Consider the following 25,950-nt stretch of genomic DNA (forward strand, 5'->3'; position numbering starts at 1 on the left):
TACGAGGCGTGCATCGCACGCGTCAGGCCGGTGGCGCAGACAGGTGTGGTCCGGATATCAGCCCAGGACATCCGCCTCGCGCAGTCTCGCCAGCAGATTTCCGATGTAGGTCCTGCTGGCCCTGATGGGGGTGCCATCGAGCAAGCGGATGACCGCGTCCCTGTTGGTCAGCGGTTGGAGTTCCGCTACCCGGTCGATGCGGACGATCGATGACCGATGCACGCGAACGAAAAGTTGCTCGTCCAGTTTCGCGGCCAGGGTCTGCAGCGATTCACGCACCATGTAACTCCTGGCGCCGACATGCAGCGTCGCGTAGTCGCCATCGGCGCTGATCCATTCAACCTCACGCGCTTGCACGTAGACCATCCTGTGGCCGATTCGCACCGAGAATTTCTCCGCCTTCGGTTTCCCGCGGGGCGCGATTGCGGGCGCTCCCTGCGTGCGCAGGCTTCGGAGATGGATCATCTCGCGCGCCCGCTCCAGGGATTCCAGGAACCGCTGGTCATCGACCGGCTTGAGCAGATAGTCGATTGCATTCAGATTGAATGCCTGCACGGCGAAGCTTTCATGCGCGGTGAGCAGGATCGACAAAGGGCGCTTTTCGAGGGGAATGGCGGCGAGTACGCTCAGACCGCTCATGCCCGGCATCTGGATGTCCATGAACACCAGATCCGGCGGCGATGTCCGCAGCGCCGTGAGCGCGGAAGGCCCATCACCATGCTCGCCCATGATTATCACGTCCGGATGGTGAGCCAGGCGCGCAATCACCCCTTTCCTGGCCATGGGCTCGTCATCGACGACGCGGACCCGGATCATGGTGGCGAGTCCGCCATGTCCCGCAAGGGGAGGATCACCTCCACGCCGAACCTGCCGTCCTCCCGGTATCCGGCGTGCAAGGCCGCGCCCTGGGGATAGAGTCGCGCCAGCCTCGCGCGAACATTCTCCAATCCGATCGATGTTCTTGCCGCGCCGGCCTCCGTTCCGGCCGGGCGCACGTCGGGTACGTCGTTGATCACGCCGACGACCAGTTTCCCGTCCCGGTGGTGGATCTGGATATCTACCCATCCGGGAGAGAGCCGGGCAGCGATGCCGTGGCGCAGTCCGTTTTCAACCAGCGGCTGAAGAAGCAGATAGGGCATCCTTTTCCCGAGCACATGGGGCCCGATGCTCCAGCGCAGCCGGAGGCGCTCAGCCAACCGGATCCGTTCGATTTCCAGATAGCCTTCGGTGACGGCGACTTCCTCGGCCACGGCCACTTCATGCCCGTTTCCGGGTTCGAGCATCGTGCGGAGGAAATCTCCGAGCCTTGAAACCATCCGCTGTGCGTCCTGGGCACGGCCCTCGGCGGAAAGCGCGGAAATGGCATTCAGGACATTGAACAGGAAATGCGGCTGAAGCTGATAGCGAAGCGCCCTGAGTTCCGCATCGCGCGCGAGCAGGTGCGTGGCCAGATGGTTCTCGCGTTCCCATCGCAGTTCCGCGTAGTGGGCCACCACCGCATGGATGGCACAGTGGGCGACCAGCACCAGCCATGCGCCCTCCAGCCCACGAAACATCACGCCGCCTTGATGCGTGAACTGGTCCATCGCCTTGGACAACGCTCCCTGCATCGCGTAGCTCAGGATGCGGGTGGCGAGCGCCATCGCATAGGTCGTCGCCAGCAGCGTCACGGCCAACGGCAAGCCCGGTCCCCATCGTTGCCAGAGCCAGCGCTGCAGCCATGTCAGCGGCACCACCCAGAAAGCGAAGGCGAGCAGGTAGAGCGTCCGCGACAGACTCGCGTTGCCATGACCCAGAATGGGCAGCGCCATGACCAGCAGACATGCCCCCACCGGGAGGCCGGCCAGTACGGGCAGCCAGAACGGCGGGAGGGAGCGGTTCGCGGGAGACGCGGGCATGGGTTCGAGCAGCTGGCGGGTTTGGCGCCTGGGCGACGCGAGCTCGACCATCTCAACACCCGGGCGAGCAGCCGTCATCGGGAAAGCGGTGAGGCGGTGTGCCGGTGCGCCGTACCGGTGACGAGCACCGCTCCGCATCGACGGCGGCCGACACGGACAGCGGCGTCACCGCCGGGCCTGCCGCGATGGCCTGGTCGATGGCCGCGGTGCGTTCGACCGGGCCCGTGGCGGACACGGGGTTCGGAGGCGTCCGCGGCGGTAATGGGCCTCATGACAGGCGGCGCGGGGAACCGCCATCGATGGGAGGTCCAAGCCCGGAGGGAGGCCGCGGGATCCGGTCCCCACATGCCCGACCTGGGCGTTTGGCGGCACTATGGCGGCCACGGGCCGACCGGTTGACGAAGCTGCGCCAACCGTTCTCCGCCACGTCGATTTCCAGCCTTCCGCTTCGTCGTCATACCCACACTCACCCAAAGGAACTCCCATGAAGTACCTCGGCCTGGCCTATTTCACCCCCGAAAAGTTCGCCGCGATGACGCCGGGCGAGGTTGAAGCGCTGGTGAGCCAGTGCCCGGCGCTGGACGAGAAGATGCGCGCCACCGGCAAGATGCTGGTGTCCGCGTCCCTGGGCGATGCCGATGGTTGGCGGACGCTGCGCCCGCGCAACGGCAGGACGCATGTCACCGACGGGCCCTACGCCGAGTCGAAGGAGGTGGTGGGCGGATTGTTCATCATCGAGGCGGACAGCCTTGATGAGGCGTTGCGCATCGCGTCGATGCACCCGGCCGCCCAGTTGGGAGAAGAAGGTGGATGGGCCGTCGAACTCATCCCCTTGGATTTCTATCTGGCGCCCTGAGGATTGAGCGGACGCGCGGGCGGGACGACGCATTTGACGCGATGGTGGCCGGCCGCCAGCGAATCGCATGCCGGGCCAGGACGGCCGCGGCGCGGATGCAGCAGGGCAACGGGCAAGTTCGCGGGTGCAGGATCGCGCCCCGCCCGGCCGCATGGGGGATCGGGGTGACTGGATCGTCTGGATCGTTGTCACCCCAACCCTGAGGTGTTCCATGCGCCGTCTGCTGGTGTTCCTGTTCGCATCCGTCCTGGCCACATCCGCCATGGCCGGCAAGGCCCCGCCCTATACCTATGTCCGTATCGGCAGCGCCAACGATGTATCGCCTTCCACCACCCCTGGCACCGTCCTGATGGGCGGTGGGGCCGATGTCGACGCCGCCTTCCAGTGGCTCTGCAACCGGGGCGGCAACGGGGATTTCCTGATCATCCGCGCCACCGGCGCCGACGCCTACAACCCGTACGTGCAGGGCCTGTGCCCGAACACGAATTCGGTCGCCACGCTGATCATTCCGGATGCAGCGGCGGCGAACCACGCGGACGTCGCGGCGATCATCGCCAAGGCGGAGGTGGTGTGGATCGCCGGTGGCGATCAGTCCAACTACATCAATTTCTGGAAAGGCACGCCCGTGCAGTCCACGCTCAACGCGCGCATCGCGCAGGGCGTCCCGGTGGGCGGCACCAGTGCCGGACTCAACGTGCTGACCCAGTTCGTCTACAGCGCCAACGCCAGCCAGGGCGCGACCAGCAGCCAGGCGCTGGCGGATCCGTTCAACCGCTATCTGACCTTCGATCGCGACTTCGCCGCCGTGCCGTCGCTGCAGGGCGTCATCGGCGATCCCCATTTCGCCGCGCGCGATCGCATGGGCCGCAACCTCGCTTTCCTGTGCCGCGTGGCGGCCAATGGCTGGAGTTCGGCGCCGCGCGGCATCGCCGTCGACGAAGCGACCGCCCTGCTGGTGGCCAACGGCGGCTACGCGAGCGTGGTCGGCGCGGGCAAGGTCTACTTCCTGCAAGCGCCGGGGCTGCCGCAGGTCTGCTCGGCCAAGCAACCGCTGACCTATCGCAACATCGGCGTCGCACGCATCGCCGCCGGCGACGGATTCGATCTCGTCAACTGGGCACCGGTGGGCGGAACGACCTACACGGTCACGGCCGAAGCCGGTGTGCTGAGCTCCACCCAGCCCGGCGGATCGGCTTACTGAAAACCGATCCGGAACAGGGGTCAGGGCAGCTTTCCTGGATGGGCAACCCATCCGGAAAAATGCTTTGACCCCCTGTTTTCCGTGGCCAGCGGCCTGAATCCGGACCCAGTTCGTCCGGCAGGGTGACCTCTGGCCCGCGACACAGGCGCCAGGCGTCCGTTCAATCATGTCCGTCCGCCATGAGGCCAGGACCATGAAGATCGCCCTGTACCTGATCGCCACGCCGCTGCTGATGGTGGCCACGACAACGAACGCGAACGGTGATGAAGCTGGAGAGGTCCGCGCGGCGGACGCCAGGTTCTGGCAGGCATACAACGCCTGCGACATGAAGGCGATGGGAAACCTGCTCACCGCCGATGTCGAGTTCTACCACGACAAGACGGGACTGACCGCTTCGCGCGAGGCGTTGATCGAGTCGTTGCGCAAAGGCCCTTGCGCCGATCCACGGATGCGGCTGCGGCGCGAGGCGGTCGATGAAAGCCTGGAATTCCATCCGCTCAAGGGCGGCTACGCCATCCTGTCCGGAAAGCACCGTTTCCATGTCCGGGAAGGGGACAAGCCCGAGCACCTTGATGGGCAGGCCGAATTCACCACGGTCTGGAAGTTCGACGACGGACAATGGCGCATGCATCGCGTGCTCAGCTACGACCATGGCCCGGTTCCCTACACGCCGCCGCCCGTCGCATTGACGCTTGCGCCATCGACACTGGCGACGTATGCCGGTCGCTATCGTTCCTCCCGTATCGGCGACATTCTCGTCGCCGTCGAAGGCGACCACCTGAAGCTCACGGCCGGCAGCTTCGTCGCAACGCTCCATCCGGAAACGCAGACCCGTTTCTTCGCCCTGGAGCGCGACCTGCGTTTCGAATTCGAGCGTGGGGAAAACGGTGGCGTGCAGGCATTGGCCGTGTACGAGAACGGCGCCGTCAGCGAACGCGCCGCGCGCGTCGGATCGGATTAACGCGGTTTTATTTGACAGCCAGCGGGGCTTCGGACACGGATCGGGTCCCCGTCTTGCACTTTCCGGCGAGGCGCGAGCGCGGATGGCCTGTCGAGTTCATGCCCCGGACTTCCCTTCGGCCCCATGGGAATGGAACCCGCGCGCTGAAGGTCCGGGCGTCCGGCCCTGCCGGGTCGTCACGCGGCGGCTGACGTCAACGGAAGCGCGATCTGGACCTGGGTTCCGCCCGTGGGCGGGCATTCGATGCTGATCCCGCCGCCCGCGTCCACCACGATGTCGCGTACCACGGACAGGCCCAGCCCGGTGCCTTCGCCTTTGGGCTTGGTGGTGAAGAAAGGCGTGAATACGCTGGCACGTATCGATTCCGGTATCCCGGGGCCGTCGTCGCTCAGGGTCAGCGCGAGCGAACGGGTGATGTCGTCCCGCGCGGCGGCCAGCCGGAACGGCCCTCCGTCCGGGAGCGCATCCCGGGCATTGCCGGCGATGTCGAGCAGGGTCAGCTCGAATGGACTGTCCGAGTGCCGCACGCGCCGGCGATGACCGGCAGGCAAACCCGTATCGCTATCGTCATGGCCCAGCGCCCATCCGAAACGAAATCCATCGCATCGCGCCTGACTTCCTCCGGAACCTTGACGCGCGGAAGAAGAACACGCCGAATCTTCAGTCCAGCTTCTTCCACACCGAAATCGGAATCGCGCCGTCCGGCCGTGGAGGGACGCGATAGGTCAGGACGCCGTTGTCCAGGGTGTATTCGCGCTGCTGGGTGGTGCCTTCCCAGTTGGGGAACGAGGCGCCTTCGATGCGGAAGGTGAGGGTGTGGTGCTCGGCGTCGACCGTGATGGTGCCGTAGTGGGTGCTGGAGCCCAGCGCGGCCGACGCGTATTCGTCGGCGCTGCCGCGCGCCTTGTCGGCGGAAGCGAAGCGCAGCCGTTCGGACTTGAAAATCTGCAGGGAATAGCGTCCCTGCGCATCGACAATCAAGCGGCCCAGGGGCGACTTGCCATAGTCCCGGACCTGTTCGCCGCCCGGCAGGCGCCTGTCCGCCGCCACCAGTTCCCAGGTGCCGCGCAGGGGCGATTCCGGTGAGGCTGCCCGGGCGTCGCGCGCGGCCAGGCCGGCGAGGATGGCGAAGGTCGTGCCGAGGATTGGATTCATGGCAGGCAGGGGAGTCAGGAATTGAGGCTCACCCTAGCCAGTCGCTGGCATTTGATAAATGCATCCATGATGATATCTGCCATTCTCAAAACGAATCATCGAAGATGAAGCCCCTGGACATCGGCGCGGTGCAGGCCTTCGTGGTTGCCGCGGAACTGCAGAGCTTCACCCGCGCCGCCGACGCGCTGGAAACCACCCAGTCCGCCATCAGCATTCGCCTGGGAAAACTGGAAAAGCAGCTGGGCAGGCGACTCATGGAGCGTTCGCCGCGCCAGGTCCGGCTTTCCGCCGAAGGGCTCGCCTTCCTCGAGGTGGCGCGCGAACTGCTGTCGGTTCACGACCGTGCCGTCGCGGCGCTGGATATCGAAGTACGCCGGCTGGCGGTCGGCATCACCCACGAGCTGATCGGCAGCGAGCTGCCGTCCCTCCTGCGACGCATCAGCGCCCACGATCCGGGCCTGCGGGTGGAAATGCGCGTGGGCGGCACCCGCGATCTGATGTCCCTGTACGACGAGAGTGAACTCGATGCGGTCTGGGTACTGCGGCCGGACGATCGCCGCAAGCGCGGCAAGGCCGTCTACTCGGAGACGTTCTGCTGGGTGTCGGCCCCCGGATGGCAGCCGGTCCCCGGTCAACCCCTGCCGCTGGCCACGCAGGGCAAGGCGTGCCGCATCCGCAATGCGGCGACCCGCGCCCTGGATGAGGTCGGCATCGCGTGGGAAGAGGTATTCATCGGACGAGGCGCCGCCACCGTTGGCGCGGCGGCGGCGGCGGGCATGGCGATCGCCGTGCTGGCCAGCCGCACGGCGCCAGCCGGCACGGTGGAGGTTGGCGACGTGCTCTCCCTGCCGCCGATTCCGCCGCAGGATGTGATGCTGTACAGCGGCCTCACCGATCGGCGATCGCGGGAGGCGTTGCGCCTGATGTCGCTGGCGTTCCAGTCGGCGCGCTGACCGCGGGATGTGTGGACGGGCATCGCTTCGACCACGCGTCGTCGCGGCCGGCGAACGACATACGACAAGGGAGGGTGTCTGATGGAGACGGGGCTGTTCCCGATACCGATGTCGCTGGCAGCGCGTTCTCGACCGCCACCAACCCATCCCCGTCGATTGCATTGACGACGCCCTGCGGCGAATGCCCGCTGTTCGCGAATGTCGATCCGACAGCCAGTCCTGCATTGAACGAAGGGGCTTTTCGCAGTGGGCTTCCTGATCGACGCAGTTGCCATCGGTTTCAGCTTCGCACTCCTGCTGACGAATGCCCTGCGTGCCGCCCGGATGCGTACCTGATCGCGGAAGAACGTCGGTCATGCCCTGTGTGAATGGCTCCGGCAATGGTCCCGATGAAGTCACCTTGGGTTGGCTGAAGCAGTGCAAGAACGCGCACGTCGTCGTTGTGCCGTGCAGCATAAGATCTTGTGCGCGGAGTCTTGCATGAACAGGTTCGGCTGCTTTATGGTGCAATCGATTGCATCAGGGCGAATCTTCGAGGTTTCGTGCCGGTTGGGAGGCCGGGGAATGGATGGAGGTCTATTCGATCGGACCGGTGCGCCGCGTGGGCGGCCGGTGTGCTTCCCGTGGCGGCGATGCCTCGAAAGATTCGTCTGAGCAAACTTTCTTTGGTGGTGCGAGGACGCCGGGATGAGCCCGCTGGACCCGAAGTTCACAAGACGAAGCGCCCTGCGCGCGGCGGTGATGGGTGGCCTCGGGCTGGCGACGGCCGGTGTGATGCCCGCCGGTTTCGCCGCCGAGAAGAAACCGCTCGCGCTCAAGGGCGGCCTGAAGCAGTCGGTCGCCCGCTGGACATTCCCGAACCTGTCGGTCGCGCAGCTCTGCCAGACGGTGAAGGACATCGGCTTCTCCGCCATCGATCTGGTCGGGCCGGACGACTGGCCGACGTTGAAGGCGCATGGCGTGTTCAGCTCGATGTGCAATGGCGCGGAGATCAATCTGGTGAAGGGTTTCGCCGGAGCCGAGTTCCACGACGAGCTGGTGGCGCGCTACACCCGCCACATCGACCTGGTGGCCGATGCCGGCTACCGCAACCTCATCTGCTTCTCCGGCAATCGCAACGGCATGGATCCCGAGCAGGGGCTGGCCAATGCCGAAGCGGGGCTGAAGCGCATCCTCGGCCACGCCGAGAAGCGCGGCGTGATGCTGGTGATGGAACTGCTGAATTCCAAGGTGGATCACCACGATTACCTGTGCGATCACTCCGAATGGGGCGTCGCGCTGTGCAAGCGGCTGGGTTCGGGGAACTTCAGCCTGCTGTACGACATCTACCACATGCAGATCATGGAAGGCGACGTCATCGCCACCATCCGCAAGCACCACGAATTCTTCACCCATTACCACACGGCGGGCGTGCCCGGCCGGCACGAAATCGGCGACGACCAGGAACTCAATTACCCCGCCATCTGTCGTGCGATCCGCGACACCGGTTTCGACGGTTACCTGGCGCAGGAGTTCATGCCTGCCGCGCCGGATCCCGTCCGCTCCTTGCGCGAGGCGGTCCGCCTCTGCGACGTCTGAAACAGATATCCACCTCGGGAAAAGAACACCCATGGCAGACAATCACTACGACGCCATCGTCGTTGGCTCAGGAATCAGTGGCGGTTGGGCTGCCAAGGAACTGACCGAGAAGGGCCTGAAGGTCCTGATGCTGGAGCGCGGTCGCAACATCGAGCACGTCAAGGACTACGTCAATGCGATGAAGGAGTCCTGGGACTACCCGCATCGCGGCCGGCCGACCCAGGCGATGAAGGCGGATCATCCGGTGCTGATGCGCGACTACCCGCTCTCCGAGGAAACAATGGGGATGTGGGCGGACGAGAAGGATTGCCCGTATACGGAAACCAAGCGCTTCGACTGGTTCCGCGGCTATCACGTCGGCGGCCGTTCGCTGCTGTGGGGCCGGCAGAGCTATCGCCTGTCGGAGATGGACTTCGAGGCCAACCTCAAGGAAGGCATCGCCGTCGACTGGCCGGTCCGCTACGCCGACATCGCGCCCTGGTATGACTACGTCGAGAAGTTCGCCGGCATCGCCGGCACCCGCGAGGGGCTGGACGTGCTGCCCGACGGCGAGTTCCTGCCGCCGATCCCGCTGAACATCGTCGAGAAGGACGTGGCGGCGCGGATCAAGCAGGCCTTCGGCGGCACCCGCCACATGATCCACTCGCGCACCGCCAACATCACCCAGCCCAAGCCCGAGCAGGGCCGGGTCAACTGCCAGTACCGCAACAAGTGCATCCTGGGCTGCCCCTACGGCGCCTACTTCTCGACCCAGTCGGCGACGCTGCCGGCGGCGATGAAGACCGGCAACCTCACGCTGCGCCCGTTCTCGATCGTCAAGGAAGTGCTCTACGACAAGGATCGCAAGCGCGCGCGCGGCGTGGAGATCATCGATGCCGAGACCGGCCAGACCTACGTGTACACGGCCAAGGTCATCTTCCTCAACGCCTCCTCGTTCAACTCCACCTGGGTGCTGATGAACTCGGCGACCGACGTGTGGGAAGGCGGGCTGGGTTCCTCGTCCGGCGAGCTGGGCCACAACGTCATGGACCATCATTTCCGCGTCGGCGCGTCCGGGCGGGTCGACGGCTACGAGGACAAGTACTACTTCGGCCGCCGTCCCTGCGGCTTCTACATTCCGCGCTTCCGCAATGTCGGCAACGACAAGCGCGACTACCTGCGCGGTTTCGGCTACCAGGGGGGCGCCAGCCGCTCGGGCTGGTCGCGCGAGATCGCCGAACTCAACGTCGGCGCCGAGCTGAAGGACGCGCTGACCGTGCCGGGTGACTGGTCCATCGGCATGACCGCCTTCGGCGAGATGCTGCCTTACCACGAGAACCGGATCAGCCTGGATCCGGACCGCAAGGACAAGTGGGGGCTGCCGGTGCTGGCGATGGACGTGTCCATGCGCGAGAACGAGTTGGCGATGCGCCACGACATGGGCGCGGACGCGGCCGAGATGCTGGAGGCCGCGGGCGTCAAGGACGTCAGGACGCACGACAGCGACTACGCGCCCGGCATGGGCATCCACGAAATGGGCACGGCGCGCATGGGCCGGGATCCGAAGAGCTCGGTGCTGAACAAGCACAACCAGGTCTGGGATGCGCCCAACGTCTATGTCACCGATGGCGCCTGCATGACTTCCAGCGCCTGCGTGAATCCGTCGCTGACCTACATGGCGATGACGGCGCGCGCGGCCGATCACGCGGTGCGCGAACTCAAGGCGGGGAACCTGTGATGGAACGTCGTGAACTCCTGAAGATGATCGCCGCCGCCACCGGCGCGGCCATGATTGGCGTGCCGGGCCTGGTGTTCGCGCAGGCGCCGGGCGCGAAGAGCGCTTTCTCCGCCGCCGACATCGCCCTGCTGGACGAGATCGCGGACACCATCCTGCCGCGGACCAAGACGCCCGGCGCGAAGGATGCGGGCGCGGGCCCGTTCATGGCGCTGTACGTGACCGATTGCTACACGCCGGAGCAGCAGGCGATTTTCCGCGCGGGGCTGGCCGACATCGACAAGCGCGCCGGCGGCCGCTTCATCGCGCTCGCGCCGCAGGCCCGCACGGAACTGCTGCGCAGCCTGGATGCCGAAGCCCGCAAGCAGATCAGCGCGACGGCGGCGGCGGCCGGCGGAACCCATCAGGGACCGGTCAAGCCGCATTACTTCACGATGCTCAAGCAACTGTCGATCTTCAGCTTCTTCACCTCGCAGGTGGGCGCGAACGAGGTGCTGCAGTACGTCGCCGTGCCGGGCCGCTATGACGGCGACATGCCCTACGTGCCGGGTACGCCCGCGTGGGCGACCGACTGAGCGACTTCACCGATTTGCCTGAGCCGCGTACGCGGGGGACATGATGAGCAAACCAATCTTGATGGCTGCCTGCCTGCTGGCCGCGGGCCCCGCGTTCGCGCAGGCGCAGCCCGACCCGTCGCGCGATCCCGCGAAGACCGAGGTCTGGAAGCCGGTTCCGGCCAGCGTGGCGACGCCCGAGCACGCCGCTCCGTCCGATGCGGTGGTGCTGTTCGGCGGCAAGGATCTTTCGGCCTGGGAAGGCGAGCAGGGCGGCCCCGCGCCGTGGACCGTCGCCGATGGGGCGGTCACCGTGGTGCCGGGCAGCAAGGGCATCCGCACCAGGCAGCGTTTCTGCGATATCCAGTTGCACGTCGAATGGCGTACGCCGACCGAGACGAAGGGCTTCGACGGCCAGCATCGCGGCAACAGCGGCATCTTCCTGCAGGAGGTCTACGAGCTGCAGGTGCTGGACAGCTGGAACAACCCGACCTACGCCAACGGCCAGGCGGCCTCGATCTACAAGCAGTCGATTCCGCTGGTGAACGCTTCGCGCGCGCCGGGCCAGTGGCAGGTCTACGACATCATCTGGAAGGCGCCGCGCTTCTCGGAAGGCGGCGGCCTGCTGTCGCCGGCGCGCATCACCGTGCTGCACAACGGCGTGCTGGTGCAGAACGACACCGTGCTGTCCGGCAAGACCGAATACATCGGCGCGCCCTCGTATCCGCCGCATGGCTGCGCGCCGATCTACCTGCAGGATCACGATTCCAGGGTCAGCTACCGCAACATCTGGGTGCGCGAGCTGTAACGAATCCGGCGTGGAGCGATCTCCGCGCCGTCACGGCTCATTGCTTGAGGAACGCCGTGATGTCTTCGATGTCCTTTTCGGACAGATGCGCGAAGGGCGGCATCATGCCGCCGCCCTTCCTGATTCGTTCCTTGATCTGCTTCGGATCGAGCCGCTTGTTCACGTCGGTCAGGGCGGGAAACGTGCCGGGGATGCCGGCGCGGTTGGCGCCATGGCAGGCCGAGCAGTTGCTGGCATAGAGCCTGGAACCCGCCGTGGCGTCCTGCGCGGAAGTCGGCGTGGCGGCCAGCGCCACGCCGAGGAAGGCCATCGCGGCCATCGGGATCGATTTCAGCATGGGCGCTTCCGGACTCAGTGAGCCGCGCCGGCGGCCAGATGCTTGCGCAGGTAATCCGCACCGATCCTGACGACGGCGGCCGGGTCGCGCGGCTCATCGTGTTCGATGACGTACCACTGCACGCCGGCCTTGCGGGCGGCGGGGAGGATCACCTTCCAGTCCAGCACGCCCTGGCCCAGAGCGGCGAAGCCGCCTTCGTCCCTGGCCTGGCCCTTGGGCGCGTTGTCCTTGGCGTGCACCGCGAACACCCGCCCGCTGAACTTGGCCAGCATGGCGGCCGGGTCGTAGCCGGCGCGCGCCACCCAGGCCAGATCCAGTTCGGACTTGAGCGTGGGGCCGGCGCCTTCGAACAGCAGCTCCAGGCCGGTCTTGCCGCCGAAATCGACCAGCTCGAAGTCGTGGTTGTGATAGGCCAGGGTCATGCCCTTGGCCTGGACCTGCCGGGAGATTTCACCTAGTTCCCGGCCCAGCGCGGTCCAGCCGGCGGCATCGGTCGGGCGTTCCTTCTCGCCCAGGTACGGCACGACCAGATGGGTGTTGCCGAGCGTCTGGTTGAACGCGACCACGCCGTCGAGATCCTTGCGCAGGTCGGCCAATTGCACGTGGGCGGAAACGGCCTTGATCGCGTACTTGTCCAGCAGCTGCTTGAGCTCCGGTGCGGTGACGTTCTGGGTGCCGACCGTTTCCACCGCGTGGACGCCCGCGTCATGGACGATCTTCAGTTGTTCGTCGAGCGTGGCGACGTTGCGCAGCGTGTACATCTGCACCGCGATGGGCGGGTCGTGGCGGGCGGCGTCCTTGGCGAAGCCGGGCGCGGCGGCCAGGAGCAGCAGCGCGGCGGCCGCGATCTTGCGTGGGGTGATGCTGGTCATGGTGTCCTCCCGGGATGCTGATGACTGCGGACTGGGCAATGGAACAGAAAGGGAATCGACTTCGCTCAACCGATGGAGGTCCAGGCGCGCGTCCTGGCCGAAGCAATGACGCGATCGACGATCAGCGCCGAGCGCTGGCCGTCCTCGAAGGTGGGCAGGCCTTCCGGCCGCTCGCCCTTGATGGCGCGATAGGTGTCGGCGACGAAGGCTTCGAAGCAGTTGCCGTAGCCCTGCGCATGGCCGGCCGGAAACACCGACAGCCGGCGCTGCTCGGCGCTGCCGGCGCCCGGACCGCGGGTGAAGATCTCCTCGCGCTGATCGGGCAGGCCGATCCATAGGCGCTCGCAGTCTTCCTGGTCGAACGCGACCGCGGCCTTGGCGCCGTCGATCTCGAACCACAGGCGGTTGCGACGTCCGGCCGAGACCTGGCTGACGGTCAGCGAGGCGAGGGTGCCGTTGCCGGTCTTGAACATCGCGGCGGCGACGTCCTCGCTCGACACCGCCTGGGTCGGGCCCCCCGCCGCCGGGGTGGCGAAGCTCTGCCCGGTGGCGGCGGCGCGCTCGGCGATCACCGTCTCGAAAGCGGCGCTGACATCGACGAAACGTTCGCCGCTGACCCACTCCACCAGATCGCACCAGTGCGAACCGATGTCGGCGAACACGCGGGAAGCGCCGCCCAGCGCCGGATCCACGCGCCAGTTGTTGCTGGCCGGATCCAGCAGCCAGTCCTGCAGATAGCTGCCATGGATCAGGCGCAGCGGGCCCAGCTCACCCTGGGCGATGCGCGCGCGCGCCTCGCGCACGACCGGGTGATAGCGGTAGACGAACGGCACCGTGGCGATCAGGCCCGTGGAGGCGGCCAGGGCCGCCAGGGCGCGGGCATCGTCCAGCGTGGTGGCCAGCGGCTTTTCGCAGATCACGTGCTTGCCGGCTTCCAGCGCGGCCTGGGCCATCGCCCGGTGCAGATGGTTGGGCGTGCACACGTGGACGACCTGCACCTGCGGATCGGCCAGGGCTTCCTCGATATCGCGATAGGCGCGCGGGAGGTTCCACGCCTGCGCGATGTCCTTCGCGCGCTCCGGCGAGGAGCCGACCACGCCGCGCACGGCGGCGCCGGCCAGCAGCGCCGCGCGACGATGCACGGCGCCGATCATGCCGGTGCCCACGATGACGATGCCAAGCTTGCTCATCGGTCTGGATTCTCAGTGTGTGGAAGGCGCGGCGGTGGTCGCCGGCTTTTCGCGGAACAGGAACAGGAAGGCGATCAGCACGATCAGCGCGACGCCCGCCGGGAACAGCCAGATCTGGCGCCAGTCCGGACCCGCCGCGGTGGTGTAGTGCTCCACGACCGCACCGGACAGGAAGGTGCCGATCAACATGCCGACGCCGTAGGTCGCCAGGGTGATGAAGCCCTGCGCGCTGCTGCGGGTCTCGGGGCCGGCGTGGGCGTCGGTGTAGATCTGGCCGGTGACGAAGAAGAAGTCGTAGCAGATGCCGTGCAGCACGATGCCGATCACCAGCAGCGGGAAGCCGCTGCCGGCGTCGCCGTAGGCGAACATGCCGTAGCGCAGCACCCAGGCCGCCATGCCGACCGCCAGCATGGTCTTGACCCCCAGCCGCACGAACAGGAACGGCATGGCCAGCATCAGCAGCACTTCCGACACCTGGCCCAGCGACTGCAGGCCGGCGGCGCCGCGCACGCCCAGATCGTTGAGATAGGGATTGGTGAAGTTGTAGTAGAACGACAGCGGGACGCAGATCGCGATCGAGGCCAGGAAGAAAACCAGGTACGAACGCGACTTCAGCAGGCGCAGCGCGTCCAGTCCCAGGATCTGCCCGAGCCCGGCGTTGCGCTGCTGCGCCAGCGGCGGCGTATGCGGCAGGGTGAGCGCGTACAGGCCAAGCGCCAGCGAGGCCGCCGCGGCCATGCGGAAGGTCAGCTCAAGCCGGTGCGCCTGTTCCCAGCCCAGCCAGCCGATCAGCACGCCGGCGACGATCCAGCCGATGGTGCCGGAGACCCGGACCAGCGGAAACTGCTTCTCCGGCGACTGCATGTGCCGCATCGCGATGCTGTTGACCAGCGCCAGCGTGGGCATGAACAGCAGCATGTAGATCATCACGCAGGTCGCGAAGGTGTTGAAGCTGGTGGCCGTGGAGGCGACCCACATCAGCACCGCGCCGGCCAGATGCAGTGCCGCCAGGATGCGCTGCGCGGCGAAATAGCGGTCGGCGATCAGCCCGACCAGGAACGGCGCGACGATCGCGCCGATGGACTGGCTCAGGAACGCCGTCGCCACCTGGCTCGCGCTGGCCTGCAACGGACCCTGCACCAGGTAGGTGCCCAGGGTCACGAACCACGCGCCCCAGATGAAGAACTGAAGGAACATCATCGCGCTCAGGCGCGACATGGTGAACGTCATGACTTCCCCTCCCAGGTCGGTATTGGTTCAAATCCCCAGCATGCCGCGCAGCGCTTCCGGATCGGCGCCGCTGTCGGCAAAGTCGTCGAACGCGCGCTCGGTGACGCGGATGATGTGATCGCGGATGAAGGGCGCGCCTTCGCGTGCGCCGTCTTCCGGATGCTTCAGGCAGCACTCCCACTCCAGCACGGCCCAGCCGGGGAAGTCGTACTGGGCGAACTTGGAGAAGATCGCCTTGAAGTCGATCTGGCCGTCGCCCAGCGAGCGGAACCGCCCGGGCCGATCGATCCAGTTCTCGTAGCCGCCATAGACGCCGCTGCGCGCGCTGGGGCGGTACTCGGCGTCCTTGACGTGGAAGACGCCGATGCGGTCGTGGTAGCGATCGATGAAGCCGAGATAGTCCATCTGCTGCAGCAGCAGGTGGCTGGGGTCGTAGAGGATCTTGGCGCGTGGATGCTGATCGACAGCGTCGAGGAAGCGCTCGAAGGTCGCGCCGTCGTGCAGATCCTCGCCCGGATGGATTTCGTAGCACAGGTCCACGCCGCAGGCGTCGAAGGTGTCCAGGATGGGGCGCCAGCGGCGGCCGAGTTCGGCGAAGGCTTCCTCCACCAGGCCGGCCGGGCGCTGCGGCCACGGATAGAAATACGGCCACGCCAGCGCGCCGGAGAAGGTGGCGTGCGCGGTGAGTCCCAGGCGCTGGCTGGCCTTGGCCGCCAGCTTGACCTGCTCGACCGCCCAGGCCTGCCGGGCCGCCGGATTGCCGCGCAGTTCCGGCGGAGCGAAACCGTCGAACAGGGCGTCGTAGGCCGGATGCACGGCGACCAGCTGTCCCTGCAGATGAGTGGACAGCTCGGTGATCCGGATGCCGTGCCCGGCCAGCATGCCGGCGATGTCGTCGCAGTAGGCCTGGCTCTGCGCGGCCTGGGCGAGATCGAAGATATGGGGCGCGCTGGTCGGCACTTGTACGCCAGAATAGCCCAGCCCGGCCGCCCATTCGGCCAGCGTGTCCAGTCGATTGAACGGAGGTTTGTCACCGATGAACTGCGCCAGGAACAGCGCGGGACCCTTGAGTGTTTTCACGGCAATCCGCCTCGATGCAATCGATTGCATTATCCTAGCATGGGCCAACCGGAACACGCGTTGTGCACCGCATCGGGGAATCCGGGACTGAACCATGGCGACCATCTACGACATCGCGAAGCACGTCGGCGTCTCGGCGGGCACCGTGTCCCGCGCGCTGTCCCGGCCGGAGAAGGTCCTGCCGGCCACCCGCAAGCGCATCGAACAGGCCGCCGCCGCGCTGGGCTACGTCCCCAATACGGTGGCCCGGACCCTCAAGACCCAGCGCAGCAGCAAGATCCTGGTGACCGTTCCGGACATCGCCAATCCGTTCTTCGCGCAGATTCTGCAGGGCGCGGAAGAGGCGGCGCAGGCCGCCGACTACGCGGTGCTGCTGGGCGACACCCAGCACCAGCCGGATCGGGAGGAGCGCTACGCGCAGATGCTTCCGCGCAACGAGGCGGACGGGCTGATCGTGCTGGGGCACCGGCTGCCGCCGACCGCGCAGGAGATCGTCAGGCAACTGGGCGCCAACGCGCCGGTGGTCAACGGCAGCGAATTCGATCCGGCGCTGGGCATTCCCAGCGTCCACATCGACAACGCCGCCGCCTCGCGCGCCGCGATGGAACATCTCTACGGGCTGGGGCACCAACGGATCGCGGTGGTGGGCGGCCCGCCCGACAATCCGCTGCACCGGCAGCGACTGGAAGGCGCCAGGCATGCGGCCAGGGCGCGCGGCCGGCTGCGCCAGCTGACGGTGGTCCCGGGCGATTTCTCGGTGGAATCCGGCTACGCCGCGGCAAAACAACTGCTGGGTTCGTCACCGGCGCCGACCGCCGCGTTCTGTTTCAGCGATCAGATGGCGCTGGGCATGCTCGCCGCGTGCCGCGACCTGGGCATCCGCGTGCCGGAGGATTTCTCGATCGTCGGTTTCGACGATCTGGCTTCGTCGCGCTACCTCAATCCACCGCTGACCACCATCAGCCAACCCATGCGCGAAATCGGCGTGCGCGCGGTCAAGCTCCTGCTCGCGATCATCGAAGGCGTGGACGTGCCGCATCAGCAGACCCTGGATTTCAGCCTGATGCTGCGCGGATCGACGGCCGCGCCCGCGTCGGGGACAGGCTGACGCCGGGCGCGACGCGGGTGGCCGTGCACACGGCGGGAGATGGATTCCGTGCGAAACCAGCCCGCCCGGCGTGGCTTCACGTCAGCCGCACGTCCAGTCCCGGCAGGGGAACGCGTCCGCGTCCCGGGCGTGAGACAGGCGAAACCGCCGAAGCGGCGCGCGGAAAGCCATCCGCTAAGGCAATCGCTTCGCCATGCACACGGCGCTGGCGGGGCAGAGCGTGCGGAACTCGGCCGATGCCTGGACCGCCGCCGGCGCGTCGTCGCGGCGGATCCGCTGGTAGTCGTTGCGGAGGAAGAAGGCTTCCGCCGTCTGGGTGAGCAGGACCAGTTCCGTGATCCCCAGCTCGTGCGCCCGGGCTTCCAGCGCGGCCACCAGCCGGCCGCCCAGGCCGCCGCGGCGATGCGCGGGCGCGACCGCCAGCGAACGCAGCAGCGCGACGCCGTCGAAGCGTTGCAGACCGATGACGCCGGCGAGCTCCGTGTCGTCGTCTTCCAGCAGGAAATGCACGGTTGCGTCAGCCAGATCATCGACGGGCAGCGCCGATTGCCGCAGCAGCGCGGTGATGCGGGGAAGATCGTCGTCGGTGGCGGGACGGAGCGGCATCAGGGGACCTCGTGGGGGGAAGACGCGGTCGCCGGGGCGATGCCCCGCACGACCGCCAGTGCGAGCAGCGCGCCGCCCAGTTGCGCCAGCACGAAGGCGGGCACATCGTCGGGACGGATGCCGGAGAAGGTCCGGGTCAACGCGCGCGCGAGAGTGACGGCGGGGTTGGCGAAAGAGGTGCTGGCGGTGAACCAGTAAGCGGCGAAGATCCAGGCCGCGACCAGCGCGGGCAGGGCGCGCGCGCGATGGCGCGCGCCCAGCAGGATGGTCAGCAGCAGGCCGAACGTGGCCACGCCCTCGCTCAGCCATTGCGCGCCACCGGCGCGCGCGCGGACACCGGGCTGGATCCACGCCAGATCGAACATGGCGTGCGCCAGCAGCACGCCCGCCACCGCGGCCACGCACTGGACCGCGATGTAGGCGAGCGCGGTGCGCGTGCCGATGTCGCCGCGCAGGCGCATCACCAGCGTGACCACCGGATTGAAATGCGCGCCCGACACCGGGCCCAGTACCGTGATCAGCACATACAGCGCGCCGGCGGTCGCCGCGGCATTGGCGAGCAGCGCCAGCGCGACGTTGCCGCCGGCCAGTGATTCGCCCATCACGCCGGAGCCGACCACCGTCGCCAGCAGCAACGCGGTGCCCACGCCCTCCGCGAGCAGGGCGCGTCGCATCACAGCGTATCCAGCAGGTGTTTCACCCGGCGCTGGATTTCGTCGCGCACGGCGCGGTAGCCGTCGTCGTCCAGGTCGCGCGGATCCGGCAGCGCCCAGTCCTCGCGGCGAGGAGAAGGAATCCACGGACATTCGTCGCCGCAGCCCATGGTGATGACCGCGTCGAACGCGCCATCGACATCGTCCAGTGATTTGGAGACATGCGTGGAGAGGTCATGGCCAAGCTCACCCATGAACCGGACCGCCTTGGGATTGATGCGGCCCGAGGGGCGGGATCCGGCGCTGAGCGCCTGCACGCGGTCGCCGCCATGCAGGCGTGCGAAGGCTTCGGCCATCTGGCTGCGGTTGGAGTTCTCGACGCATACGAACAGCACGCGTTTGACCGGCGCCATGGTCGTGATCCTCAGCAGCAGCCGGAGGCCGGCACGCAGCACGCCGCGCCCTTCTCCACCTTGGGCTTCATCGCACGCGGATCCGGCGTGCAGCTGGCGCCGTCGGTGGCGCAGGCCGCGTCGCCGCCGTGGTAGGTGGTGGCCTCGCCCAGGGTGTGGAAGGTTTCCCAGCGCGTGCCCTGCGGATCCTCGGTCCAGAGCTTGTCCGAGCGCGCGTAGCAGCAGATCGCGGCGTCCTCCGGTATCACCGCGCCGCCGGCGGCATCGAGGCGGCGGCCAAGCGTGCGCAGACCTTCGTCGTCGTCGGCCTGCAGGCCGAGATGATCCACGCCCGCCGCGCGGCCGGTGTTGGAGATGGCGAAATTGACGCGCGGATCCTCGAGCATCCACTTGGCGTAGTCGGCCTTGACCACGGTGGGCGCGCTGGCGAACAGCTGCGTGTAGAAGCGGATGCTGGCGTCCAGGTCGGTGACGTTGAGGTGTACGTGAAAGCGGTTCATGGCGTGGCCTTCTTTCGGGGAGCGCAGTCGGTGGCGGGGGTGCAGGTGGCGACGCCACCGCAGCAGTTTTCGGTGAGGTAGGCGATCAGGCCGTTCATCTGCAGGTAGTTGGCGCGTACGCGGATCACGCGCCCCTCGCGGGTGTCATGCACGAGCGCGGCCGCCCGGAGTACGTTGAGGTGGGCGGTCAGCGTGGCCGGCGGCAGATCGAGCGCCTCGCGCAGTTCGCCCACGGCCAGCCCTTCCGGACCCGCCTGCACGAGGGTGCGGAAGGCGGCCAGGCGCGATTCGTGGCCGAGCGCGGACAGCGATTTGAGGGCGGTTTTCGTTTTCATATTTCCAGAATATATGAAATATTGAGCCGGTCAACCACCCCCACTTTTTGGGTCGGGCCCAGGTTGATCATGCCGTCGAAGCTGCGCGACCACGCATGCGTGACGCGCGAGCCCCCGGGCAGCGGACGGTCGTCGCTGTTCGAGGCATCGGCGCGGGTGGCTGGCCAGCCGGGCGCGGGGCCGGGTTCGTGGGAGCGTGCCAGCGGCCCGCGCGTTCGTGGTGGCGATGGCGAGGATCGGGACCACCATCCATGCAGACAGCGACATCGAACCGGGCTCCGCAACAAAAAGGGGAGCGAGGTCGTGCGCGGACACGCGCCTACCCGTCGATATCCGCGATGAAAGCATCCACCTGGCGCGTGTAGGCGCCCGGCAGGCCGAGCTCGCGGTTGATGGCCATGTGGGAGAGATCCTGTTCCATCACCTCGACGCGCGTGCCCAGGCCCTCGGCCTTGCGCGCGAATCGCCACGAGGGCGGGCACGCGTTCCGGCGGCGGGACGAGCACACGACCAGCATCGGCAACGCGCCCCGGACCAGCGCGTGCTGCGGCGATACCGCCCTCCAGTACGCCGGTGAGTCGCCGAACGCATCGTCGAACAGCGAAAGGTGCGGCCTGGTCTGCATGATCCCGACGACGTCGAGCGCGCCGCTGTCCAGGGACACGACGCCGCGCGGCGGGCGCGCCCCGTGGGCCGCCAGCAGGGCTGGATTCGATCCCAGCAGGACCACCAGGTGCGCGCCCGCCGAATGGCCCATCAGGATGAAGCGATCCGGGTTGGCGCCCCAGGCGGGCGCCAGCCGCTGTGCCCGCGCGATCGCGCGCGCCACGTCGTCGGCCTGCATCCGCGGATCGGCTTCCGGAAGCAGGCGATAGCCGGTCGACACGATCACGTAGCCTTTCGGAATCCAGTGCGACGCCTTGTTGGCGATCAGGCCGGGGTGATCCTTCCAGCCATTCCGCCACCCGCCGCCGTGGACGATGAACAGCACCGGGGCGTTCTCTGGATGCGGCGGAAGGTAGACGTCGAATCGCTGCCGGCCATCGTTTCCATACGCGATATCGGCAAGCACGCGCGTGCCCGGCGGAAGATTCGTCTCGGCGGCGTCGCCCGGCATCGGAAGCAGCGCGAGGAAGGCCGCGAACAGGAGCGGACGCAAAGTGGGAAGCGGCATGGTCATTCCTGGTTCGATTTCAGTCGCAGGGTGGCCCGCAGCCCGCGGGGGGCGTGCGGCATGAGTTGCAGGTCACCGGCATGCTGGACGGCGATCCGCTCGACGATGGCCAGTCCAAGGCCGCTGCCGCCACGGGCGGCGTCATGGACGAAGGGCTTGCGGGCCTCGCGCGAGCGCCCGTCCGGCAGGCCCGGTCCGTGATCGATCACCTCGACACACCACGCGTCGCCTTCGCGCCGCACCCGCAGGCGGTAAGGCGCGGCGCCGTGGCGGAGCGCGTTGGTGATCAGATTCTCCAGCGCGCGCAGCAGCGCCATCGGCCGGCCACGCAGCCAGGCCTGGTCGGGAAGCGCGAGTTCCCAGTCCCCGCCGGTGGCCGCCACCGCCTGGCGGCAGATCGCCACCAGGTCGAGGACGCACGTGGTCTCGTCCCGGCCATCGCGGGCGTAGGCGATGAACTGCCTGAGGATGCCGTCCATCTCCTCGATATCGCGATGCACGCCCGCGCGGAGATCGGGATCGGTGTCCGGGAGCAGCTCCACTGCGTACTGCAGCCGCATCATCGGCGTGCGCAGATCGTGCGATATGCCGGCCAGCATGAGGTTGCGCTCTTCCATCATCGTACGAAGCCCGTCACCGGCCTCGGCGAGCGCCTGCGCCAGTTCGGACACCTCGCGCGAGGCCGCGGGCAGCGGCTGGCGGGGACCTTCGCCACGAACGATGGCGGGTGCGCGCAGGGCCAGATCGCGCAAGGGCACCACCAGCCGGCGGGCGAAACAACCGGCGGCCGCCAGGACGGCCAGCGCGCAGCCCAGCAGGATCAGGATCGGCAGCCAGCGGACTTCGTCCTCCGCCCGTTCCCGCGCGAACGAAATCCACACCGGTGACGGAGTCCGCAGCCGGAGCCAGAGCACGGGCCGCCCACCGGGGCCGTCGGCCACCCGCATCTCGCGCGGCGACGCATCGTCCGCGCCGGGCAGCGACGCCAGTTCGCGCAGGTAGGGGGCCAGGCGCGGACGGGAATCCGCGGGCGGCGCGTCGCGCAGGCGCAGGCCGGCGTCCTCCAGCCGCGCCATCGTGGCTTCGAGCGGTTCCTTGCGGGCCAGCGTTTCGACGGTCCGCGCGAAGCCGTCCATCACCCGATAGGACTGCTCCGCCGCCGGCCGGATCCAGAGCTCGCGCACCAGCAGGAAGGTCAGCACGAACGCGCCCAGCAGGCACAGCGAGATGACCGCCACCAACTGGCCGAAGACCGTCGACGGGACCCTTGCGCGCGTCCTCATGCGTCCTCCGCCGGCGGGACGAAGACATAGCCGGCGCCCCATACCGTCTGGATCACGCGTGGCCGGCGCGGATCGTCCTCGACCAGTTTCCGCAGCCGGACGATGGTGATGTCGATGCTCCGCCCCAGCGCATCCATGCCACGGCCGCGGGCGAGGCTCATCAGGCGATCCCGGCTCAGGGTCACGTGCGGGTGGCGCGCCAGCACCGACAGCACCGCGTACTCGCCACCGGTCATGCGCAGCGAACGTCCGCGCCGATGCAGGGTCCGCGCCGCCAGGTCCAGGACGAAGTCGCCGAAGCGCACGCAGCCGTCCGCGGGCGCGCCCGCGACACGGGCGGATCGGCGCAGAACGCTGCGGATCCTGGCGACCAGTTCGCGTGGATTGACCGGTTTTGGAAGGTAGTCGTCCGCGCCCATCTCCAGCCCGACGATGCGATCCACATCGTCGCCCCTGGCGGTGAGCATGATCAGCGGGGTGGTGTCGCCCTGCGCGCGCAGCCGGCGACACAGGGACAGCCCGTCCTCGCCGGGCAGCATGAGGTCGAGGACGATCAGATCGTAGTGATCGCGGCTGAGCGCGGCGTCCATGTCCCGGCCGTCGGCGACGCCCTTCGCATGCAGCTCCGATTCGCGCAGATGGCGGCACAGCAGATCGCGAAGGCGGATGTCGTCATCGACGATCAGGATGCGGGGCGGCGTGGATTCGTTCATGGCGTTCACTATGTGGCCCGTGCCGGCCGCCGGAAGCGTCGCGCCGGCGCCGATTTGTAAGCGGATGTTTCTGGAACGCGCGCGGGAAACGGCGGTTTACATCCCCGCGCGTCGGGCATGTCGGGGCGGGGCTAGCGTGGACGGGCCGGAATTCCCGGCTTGTCCCCACCTGAAAGGAGCCGCCATGAGCACAGTCCCCGTTTGGGCCAGGATCTTCGTCTTCACGATGGCACTGGCCGGTTGCCAGTGGGCGATGGGACGGGAGCGATCGCGCCACGTGGAGCGAAGTCCCCACGCCGGCGCCGTCGAGTCTGCCCGTTCCAATGCCCGCTTCCAGTCGCAGCGCGCCCGGCACTGGCAGGCCGACGCCCACGGAAACGCATCGATGCATCGACAGGGCTCGATGCGGGGATATCGGGGCGGATCCGGCAGCTACCAGGCGTCCCGGCAACGCGACGAGGCCGGCAACGCCAGTCGCCAGCGCAGTGTCTCGCTGCATGGTCCCGGCGGCGCCGGCGTCGATCGTTCGGGTACCGCCAGCCGCGGTGCGGACGGCAGCGTCTCCGCCGGCCGCGCCACCACCGTCACCACGCGGGACGGCGATCACTACGCCGGCTCGCTGGTGCTCGCCGACGGCCGGATCAGCTACTCCGGAAGCTGCAGTGACGCGAACGGGAATCCGGCGCCGTGCCGGACCCGCTGACGACCTTGCCCGCTGGACTCTCCAATTTCTTTTTTTCCAACAGGATTGCGAACATGAAAATCATCCCCTTCACCGTACTGCTCACCGCTTTGCTGCTGTCCTCGGGCGCGGATGCCCAACAGGGACGCGGCGCGCGCAAACAGGCGCTGCACGAGCGCCTGCAGGCTGCGGACGCGGATCAGGACGGCTACATCAGCCGCGCCGAGGCGGACGCTTCCCTGCCAAGGCTGGCGGAGCATTTCGATCGCATCGATGCGGACGGCGACGAGCGGATTTCACGCGATGAGCTGCGCGCGGCGGCGAGCGAACTGGCCGGCAGGCGTCGCGGCCGCTAGCGACGTGACGGGCCGCGGGAGGGACGGTCGTCTTCCCCGCGACGGCGGAAGACGCGCGCAAGGAAAGCCGCCGGTGTCAGTGGCTGGCGCGCCGGCTCCGATACGGACGCAAGCCATCGCGCCACGCCAGCAGATCCGGAAACTCCCGCGCGAGCGCATCGTCCCGCCAGCAGTGGCGATGCGCCTCGCCGGGGAACGCCGTATCCGGCTCGGGGACCACCGCGTCCAGCAGTGCGCACAGGCTGATGTCGGCATAGCCGAAGCGACCCAGCAGGAAGCCGGTTCCGGAGTCCCGCAGGCCACGGCGCAGCGCGAGCAGCGCGTCACGGTGATTGCCCGCGCCGTACAGATGCGCGTACTTGCGGTCCAGCGCCTTCACCGCGCGGCGGGTGATGGGTCGCAGCAGGGGCATCAGCGGCGACGGCAGCCGGGGAAGGGATTCGTCGAGCGCGGCATCGTTCGCGGCGATTGCCCGGACCACCCGGGTCCGGGCCGCGGCCAGGCCCGTTTCGCTGATGTCGTCCCAGAACCGGATGCGATCGAAATCGCCCAGCCGATCATCACCCGCCACCCGCGCGGCGTGCCGGGCGATCCCGAACGAGCCGCGCACCACGCCCGCATCGGTGAACAGCACCGGCACCGACACGGTGCCGCGCCACTGCCGGAGCTTCATCCTGAGCGAGGGTTCGCCGAGAAACGGAATGTATTCCCGATAGCGATACGCCACCCCGCAATAGTCCAGCGCCCATCGCGCCTTGCGCGTCCACGGCGAGAAGGCTTCGCCTATCAGCAGCGTCATCCGTCGTCTCCGCCGGACGCCGCTTCAGTCGCCCAGCGCCGCATCCAGGGCGCGGGTGAATTCCGCCGGTTGATCGAGCATCAGATAGTGGCGCGCCTGCTTGATCTCCACCAGCCGCGCCCGGCTGCCCGCGTACTGCGCGCGGTAGCGCGCGGCCATGTGGCCCGCGGGAGCGCCGAGCGGCGACTGATCCGCGAAGATGACGGTCAGCGGCGGACGCAGGTCCGCGATGTCCGTCCTCAGATCCGTGGTCGACAGGCTTTCGTACAGGGATGCATAGGTGTCGCGATCACTGCGTGCCCCCGCTTGCGCGATCCGGATGGCGGTGTCCGGATCGCCGACGGCCGACGACGCCTGGCCACGCATCCGCTGCGCGAACGCGCTGGCGTCCTCGGCGCGCATGTCGCGTGCTTCGGCGGCGATGGCGGCGCGCAGTTCCGCATCCACGCCAGCGCTGCCCCGGTTGGCGGACATGAAGGGAAGCGCATCCACGATCACCACGCGTTCGACAAGTTCAGGCCGTCGCATCGCGACCAGCAACGCCGTCACGCCACCCGCCGAATGTCCGACCAGGGCGACGGGCCGGGTGGTGTTGCGCTGGAGGTACGCCGACAGCGCATCGGCCACGTCATCGATGGAACCCGGCGTGTCGTGGCCCGTCGCTGGAAGTTCGAGCCCGGCGATGTGGATCCGGTGCACGCGGTAGGTGCCGGACAGCCGCGTGGCGGTGTCCTCCCAGGAGACGGTGCCGCCGGACAGGCCGGGAACCAGCACCAGCTCGCGCGGACCATCGCCGGACATGTCGGCGGCGACCGGATGCGCGCGGGTGGAGATCGGATTTTCGGCGCCGCCTGGCAGTGACAGGAACGACAGCAGCAGGGCGAACGGAAGGAGACGGCGAAGGCGATGCATCGGGACTCTCCGGTGGTCGTGGCGATTGG

Annotated in this window: 30 protein-coding genes; 11 read left to right on the forward strand and 19 right to left on the reverse strand. The window is 67.8% G+C overall.

Going from position 1 to position 25,950, the window contains the following annotated elements:
• Nucleotides 1-57 precede the first annotated feature (57 nt).
• The gene (locus ACTHN1_RS09025; protein WP_440470617.1) at nucleotides 58-816 is read right to left on the reverse strand and encodes a LytR/AlgR family response regulator transcription factor; all 759 of its coding nucleotides are present in this window, start codon (nucleotides 814-816) and stop codon (nucleotides 58-60) included.
• Entirely contained in the window at nucleotides 813-1,949 is a 1,137-nt protein-coding gene (locus tag ACTHN1_RS09030) for a sensor histidine kinase (protein ID WP_440470618.1), read from the reverse strand. The genes ACTHN1_RS09025 and ACTHN1_RS09030 overlap by 4 nt, the downstream gene beginning before the upstream one ends.
• A gap of 433 nt (nucleotides 1,950-2,382) precedes the next feature.
• On the opposite strand from ACTHN1_RS09030, the gene ACTHN1_RS09035 reads away from it, so the two are divergent.
• From ACTHN1_RS09035 to ACTHN1_RS09045, 3 genes are all read left to right on the forward strand, one after another.
• Entirely contained in the window at nucleotides 2,383-2,754 is a 372-nt protein-coding gene (locus tag ACTHN1_RS09035) for a YciI family protein (protein ID WP_440470619.1), read from the forward strand.
• Between the two features lie 211 nt (nucleotides 2,755-2,965).
• The gene (locus ACTHN1_RS09040; RefSeq protein ID WP_440470620.1) at nucleotides 2,966-3,955 is read left to right on the forward strand and encodes a cyanophycinase; all 990 of its coding nucleotides are present in this window, start codon (nucleotides 2,966-2,968) and stop codon (nucleotides 3,953-3,955) included.
• 193 nt (nucleotides 3,956-4,148) lie between these two features.
• Nucleotides 4,149-4,916 carry a DUF4440 domain-containing protein gene (locus ACTHN1_RS09045; RefSeq protein ID WP_440470621.1) on the forward strand — a complete coding sequence of 256 codons (768 nt, stop codon included), beginning with the start codon at nucleotides 4,149-4,151 and terminating at the stop codon, nucleotides 4,914-4,916.
• A gap of 176 nt (nucleotides 4,917-5,092) precedes the next feature.
• Here the strand turns inward: ACTHN1_RS09045 and ACTHN1_RS09050 are convergent, their stop codons facing one another.
• Both ACTHN1_RS09050 and ACTHN1_RS09055 read right to left on the reverse strand, forming a co-directional pair.
• On the reverse strand, nucleotides 5,093-5,467 hold the full coding sequence (locus tag ACTHN1_RS09050) for a sensor histidine kinase (RefSeq protein WP_440470622.1): 375 nt from the start codon (nucleotides 5,465-5,467) through the stop codon (nucleotides 5,093-5,095).
• A gap of 109 nt (nucleotides 5,468-5,576) precedes the next feature.
• A complete protein-coding gene (locus ACTHN1_RS09055; protein WP_440470623.1) occupies nucleotides 5,577-6,071 on the reverse strand; it encodes a lipocalin-like domain-containing protein in 495 nt (164 codons plus the stop codon).
• Nucleotides 6,072-6,175: 104 nt separating this feature from the next.
• On the opposite strand from ACTHN1_RS09055, the gene ACTHN1_RS09060 reads away from it, so the two are divergent.
• From ACTHN1_RS09060 to ACTHN1_RS09080, 5 genes are all read left to right on the forward strand, one after another.
• Nucleotides 6,176-7,024, forward strand: a complete 849-nt coding sequence (locus tag ACTHN1_RS09060) for a LysR family transcriptional regulator (protein WP_440470624.1) — start codon at nucleotides 6,176-6,178, stop codon at nucleotides 7,022-7,024.
• A gap of 741 nt (nucleotides 7,025-7,765) precedes the next feature.
• Complete coding sequence (locus ACTHN1_RS09065) at nucleotides 7,766-8,602, forward strand: hydroxypyruvate isomerase family protein (protein ID WP_440470662.1); 837 nt, start codon at nucleotides 7,766-7,768, stop codon at nucleotides 8,600-8,602.
• Nucleotides 8,603-8,633: 31 nt separating this feature from the next.
• On the forward strand, nucleotides 8,634-10,319 hold the full coding sequence (locus ACTHN1_RS09070; RefSeq protein WP_295379114.1) for a GMC oxidoreductase: 1,686 nt from the start codon (nucleotides 8,634-8,636) through the stop codon (nucleotides 10,317-10,319).
• Nucleotides 10,319-10,891, forward strand: coding sequence for a gluconate 2-dehydrogenase subunit 3 family protein (locus ACTHN1_RS09075; RefSeq protein ID WP_440470625.1), 573 nt, complete (start codon nucleotides 10,319-10,321; stop codon nucleotides 10,889-10,891). Before ACTHN1_RS09070 ends, ACTHN1_RS09075 begins: the two co-directional genes overlap by 1 nt.
• Nucleotides 10,892-10,934: 43 nt before the next feature.
• Entirely contained in the window at nucleotides 10,935-11,678 is a 744-nt protein-coding gene (locus ACTHN1_RS09080; RefSeq protein ID WP_440470626.1) for a 3-keto-disaccharide hydrolase, read from the forward strand.
• Between the two features lie 37 nt (nucleotides 11,679-11,715).
• On the opposite strand, the gene ACTHN1_RS09085 is transcribed toward ACTHN1_RS09080, so the two are convergent.
• From ACTHN1_RS09085 to ACTHN1_RS09105, 5 genes are all read right to left on the reverse strand, one after another.
• Nucleotides 11,716-11,997 (reverse strand): c-type cytochrome, encoded by a 282-nt coding sequence (locus ACTHN1_RS09085; protein WP_440470627.1) that lies wholly within the window; start codon nucleotides 11,995-11,997, stop codon nucleotides 11,716-11,718.
• 32 nt (nucleotides 11,998-12,029) lie between these two features.
• Entirely contained in the window at nucleotides 12,030-12,887 is an 858-nt protein-coding gene (locus ACTHN1_RS09090) for a sugar phosphate isomerase/epimerase family protein (RefSeq protein WP_440470628.1), read from the reverse strand.
• Between the two features lie 65 nt (nucleotides 12,888-12,952).
• Nucleotides 12,953-14,077 (reverse strand): Gfo/Idh/MocA family protein, encoded by a 1,125-nt coding sequence (locus ACTHN1_RS09095; RefSeq protein ID WP_440470629.1) that lies wholly within the window; start codon nucleotides 14,075-14,077, stop codon nucleotides 12,953-12,955.
• Between the two features lie 12 nt (nucleotides 14,078-14,089).
• Entirely contained in the window at nucleotides 14,090-15,307 is a 1,218-nt protein-coding gene (locus ACTHN1_RS09100) for a nucleoside permease (RefSeq protein WP_440470630.1), read from the reverse strand.
• 27 nt (nucleotides 15,308-15,334) lie between these two features.
• Nucleotides 15,335-16,387 (reverse strand): sugar phosphate isomerase/epimerase family protein, encoded by a 1,053-nt coding sequence (locus tag ACTHN1_RS09105; protein ID WP_440470631.1) that lies wholly within the window; start codon nucleotides 16,385-16,387, stop codon nucleotides 15,335-15,337.
• Between the two features lie 94 nt (nucleotides 16,388-16,481).
• Here ACTHN1_RS09105 and ACTHN1_RS09110 point away from each other — a divergent pair, with 94 nt between their 5' ends.
• The gene (locus ACTHN1_RS09110; RefSeq protein ID WP_440470632.1) at nucleotides 16,482-17,495 is read left to right on the forward strand and encodes a LacI family DNA-binding transcriptional regulator; all 1,014 of its coding nucleotides are present in this window, start codon (nucleotides 16,482-16,484) and stop codon (nucleotides 17,493-17,495) included.
• Between the two features lie 174 nt (nucleotides 17,496-17,669).
• Here ACTHN1_RS09110 and arsN2 read toward each other — a convergent pair whose 3' ends face one another.
• The 8 genes from arsN2 to ompR form a co-directional block, all read right to left on the reverse strand.
• Nucleotides 17,670-18,101, reverse strand: a complete 432-nt coding sequence (gene arsN2 / locus ACTHN1_RS09115) for an arsenic resistance N-acetyltransferase ArsN2 (protein ID WP_440470633.1) — start codon at nucleotides 18,099-18,101, stop codon at nucleotides 17,670-17,672.
• Nucleotides 18,101-18,775, reverse strand: a complete 675-nt coding sequence (locus tag ACTHN1_RS09120) for an aquaporin (protein WP_440470634.1) — start codon at nucleotides 18,773-18,775, stop codon at nucleotides 18,101-18,103. Before ACTHN1_RS09120 ends, arsN2 begins: the two co-directional genes overlap by 1 nt.
• Nucleotides 18,775-19,167 (reverse strand): arsenate reductase ArsC, encoded by a 393-nt coding sequence (locus tag ACTHN1_RS09125; RefSeq protein ID WP_440470635.1) that lies wholly within the window; start codon nucleotides 19,165-19,167, stop codon nucleotides 18,775-18,777. The genes ACTHN1_RS09120 and ACTHN1_RS09125 overlap by 1 nt, the downstream gene beginning before the upstream one ends.
• Before the next feature lie 11 nt (nucleotides 19,168-19,178).
• Complete coding sequence (locus ACTHN1_RS09130; protein ID WP_440470636.1) at nucleotides 19,179-19,667, reverse strand: ArsI/CadI family heavy metal resistance metalloenzyme; 489 nt, start codon at nucleotides 19,665-19,667, stop codon at nucleotides 19,179-19,181.
• Complete coding sequence (locus tag ACTHN1_RS09135) at nucleotides 19,664-20,002, reverse strand: ArsR/SmtB family transcription factor (protein ID WP_440470637.1); 339 nt, start codon at nucleotides 20,000-20,002, stop codon at nucleotides 19,664-19,666. The genes ACTHN1_RS09130 and ACTHN1_RS09135 overlap by 4 nt, the downstream gene beginning before the upstream one ends.
• A gap of 319 nt (nucleotides 20,003-20,321) precedes the next feature.
• Nucleotides 20,322-21,182, reverse strand: a complete 861-nt coding sequence (locus tag ACTHN1_RS09140; RefSeq protein WP_440470638.1) for an alpha/beta hydrolase — start codon at nucleotides 21,180-21,182, stop codon at nucleotides 20,322-20,324.
• Nucleotides 21,179-22,459 (reverse strand): ATP-binding protein, encoded by a 1,281-nt coding sequence (locus ACTHN1_RS09145; RefSeq protein WP_440470639.1) that lies wholly within the window; start codon nucleotides 22,457-22,459, stop codon nucleotides 21,179-21,181. The genes ACTHN1_RS09140 and ACTHN1_RS09145 overlap by 4 nt, the downstream gene beginning before the upstream one ends.
• Nucleotides 22,456-23,172 carry an osmolarity response regulator transcription factor OmpR gene (ompR, locus tag ACTHN1_RS09150; RefSeq protein WP_440470640.1) on the reverse strand — a complete coding sequence of 239 codons (717 nt, stop codon included), beginning with the start codon at nucleotides 23,170-23,172 and terminating at the stop codon, nucleotides 22,456-22,458. The genes ACTHN1_RS09145 and ompR overlap by 4 nt, the downstream gene beginning before the upstream one ends.
• 184 nt (nucleotides 23,173-23,356) lie before the next feature.
• On the opposite strand from ompR, the gene ACTHN1_RS09155 reads away from it, so the two are divergent.
• Both ACTHN1_RS09155 and ACTHN1_RS09160 read left to right on the forward strand, forming a co-directional pair.
• Nucleotides 23,357-23,875: a hypothetical protein gene (locus tag ACTHN1_RS09155; RefSeq protein ID WP_440470641.1), complete on the forward strand. Its 519-nt coding sequence runs from the start codon at nucleotides 23,357-23,359 to the stop codon at nucleotides 23,873-23,875.
• A gap of 53 nt (nucleotides 23,876-23,928) precedes the next feature.
• Nucleotides 23,929-24,210 carry a hypothetical protein gene (locus ACTHN1_RS09160; RefSeq protein ID WP_440470642.1) on the forward strand — a complete coding sequence of 94 codons (282 nt, stop codon included), beginning with the start codon at nucleotides 23,929-23,931 and terminating at the stop codon, nucleotides 24,208-24,210.
• A 76-nt stretch (nucleotides 24,211-24,286) separates the two neighbouring features.
• On the opposite strand, the gene ACTHN1_RS09165 is transcribed toward ACTHN1_RS09160, so the two are convergent.
• The gene (locus ACTHN1_RS09165; protein ID WP_440470643.1) at nucleotides 24,287-25,009 is read right to left on the reverse strand and encodes a glutathione S-transferase N-terminal domain-containing protein; all 723 of its coding nucleotides are present in this window, start codon (nucleotides 25,007-25,009) and stop codon (nucleotides 24,287-24,289) included.
• A gap of 24 nt (nucleotides 25,010-25,033) precedes the next feature.
• Nucleotides 25,034-25,921: an alpha/beta fold hydrolase gene (locus tag ACTHN1_RS09170; protein WP_440470644.1), complete on the reverse strand. Its 888-nt coding sequence runs from the start codon at nucleotides 25,919-25,921 to the stop codon at nucleotides 25,034-25,036.
• Nucleotides 25,922-25,950 lie beyond the last annotated feature (29 nt).

Origin of the sequence: Pseudoxanthomonas sp. (assembly GCF_051953815.1) — a bacterium.
GTDB lineage: Bacteria > Pseudomonadota > Gammaproteobacteria > Xanthomonadales > Xanthomonadaceae > Pseudoxanthomonas_A.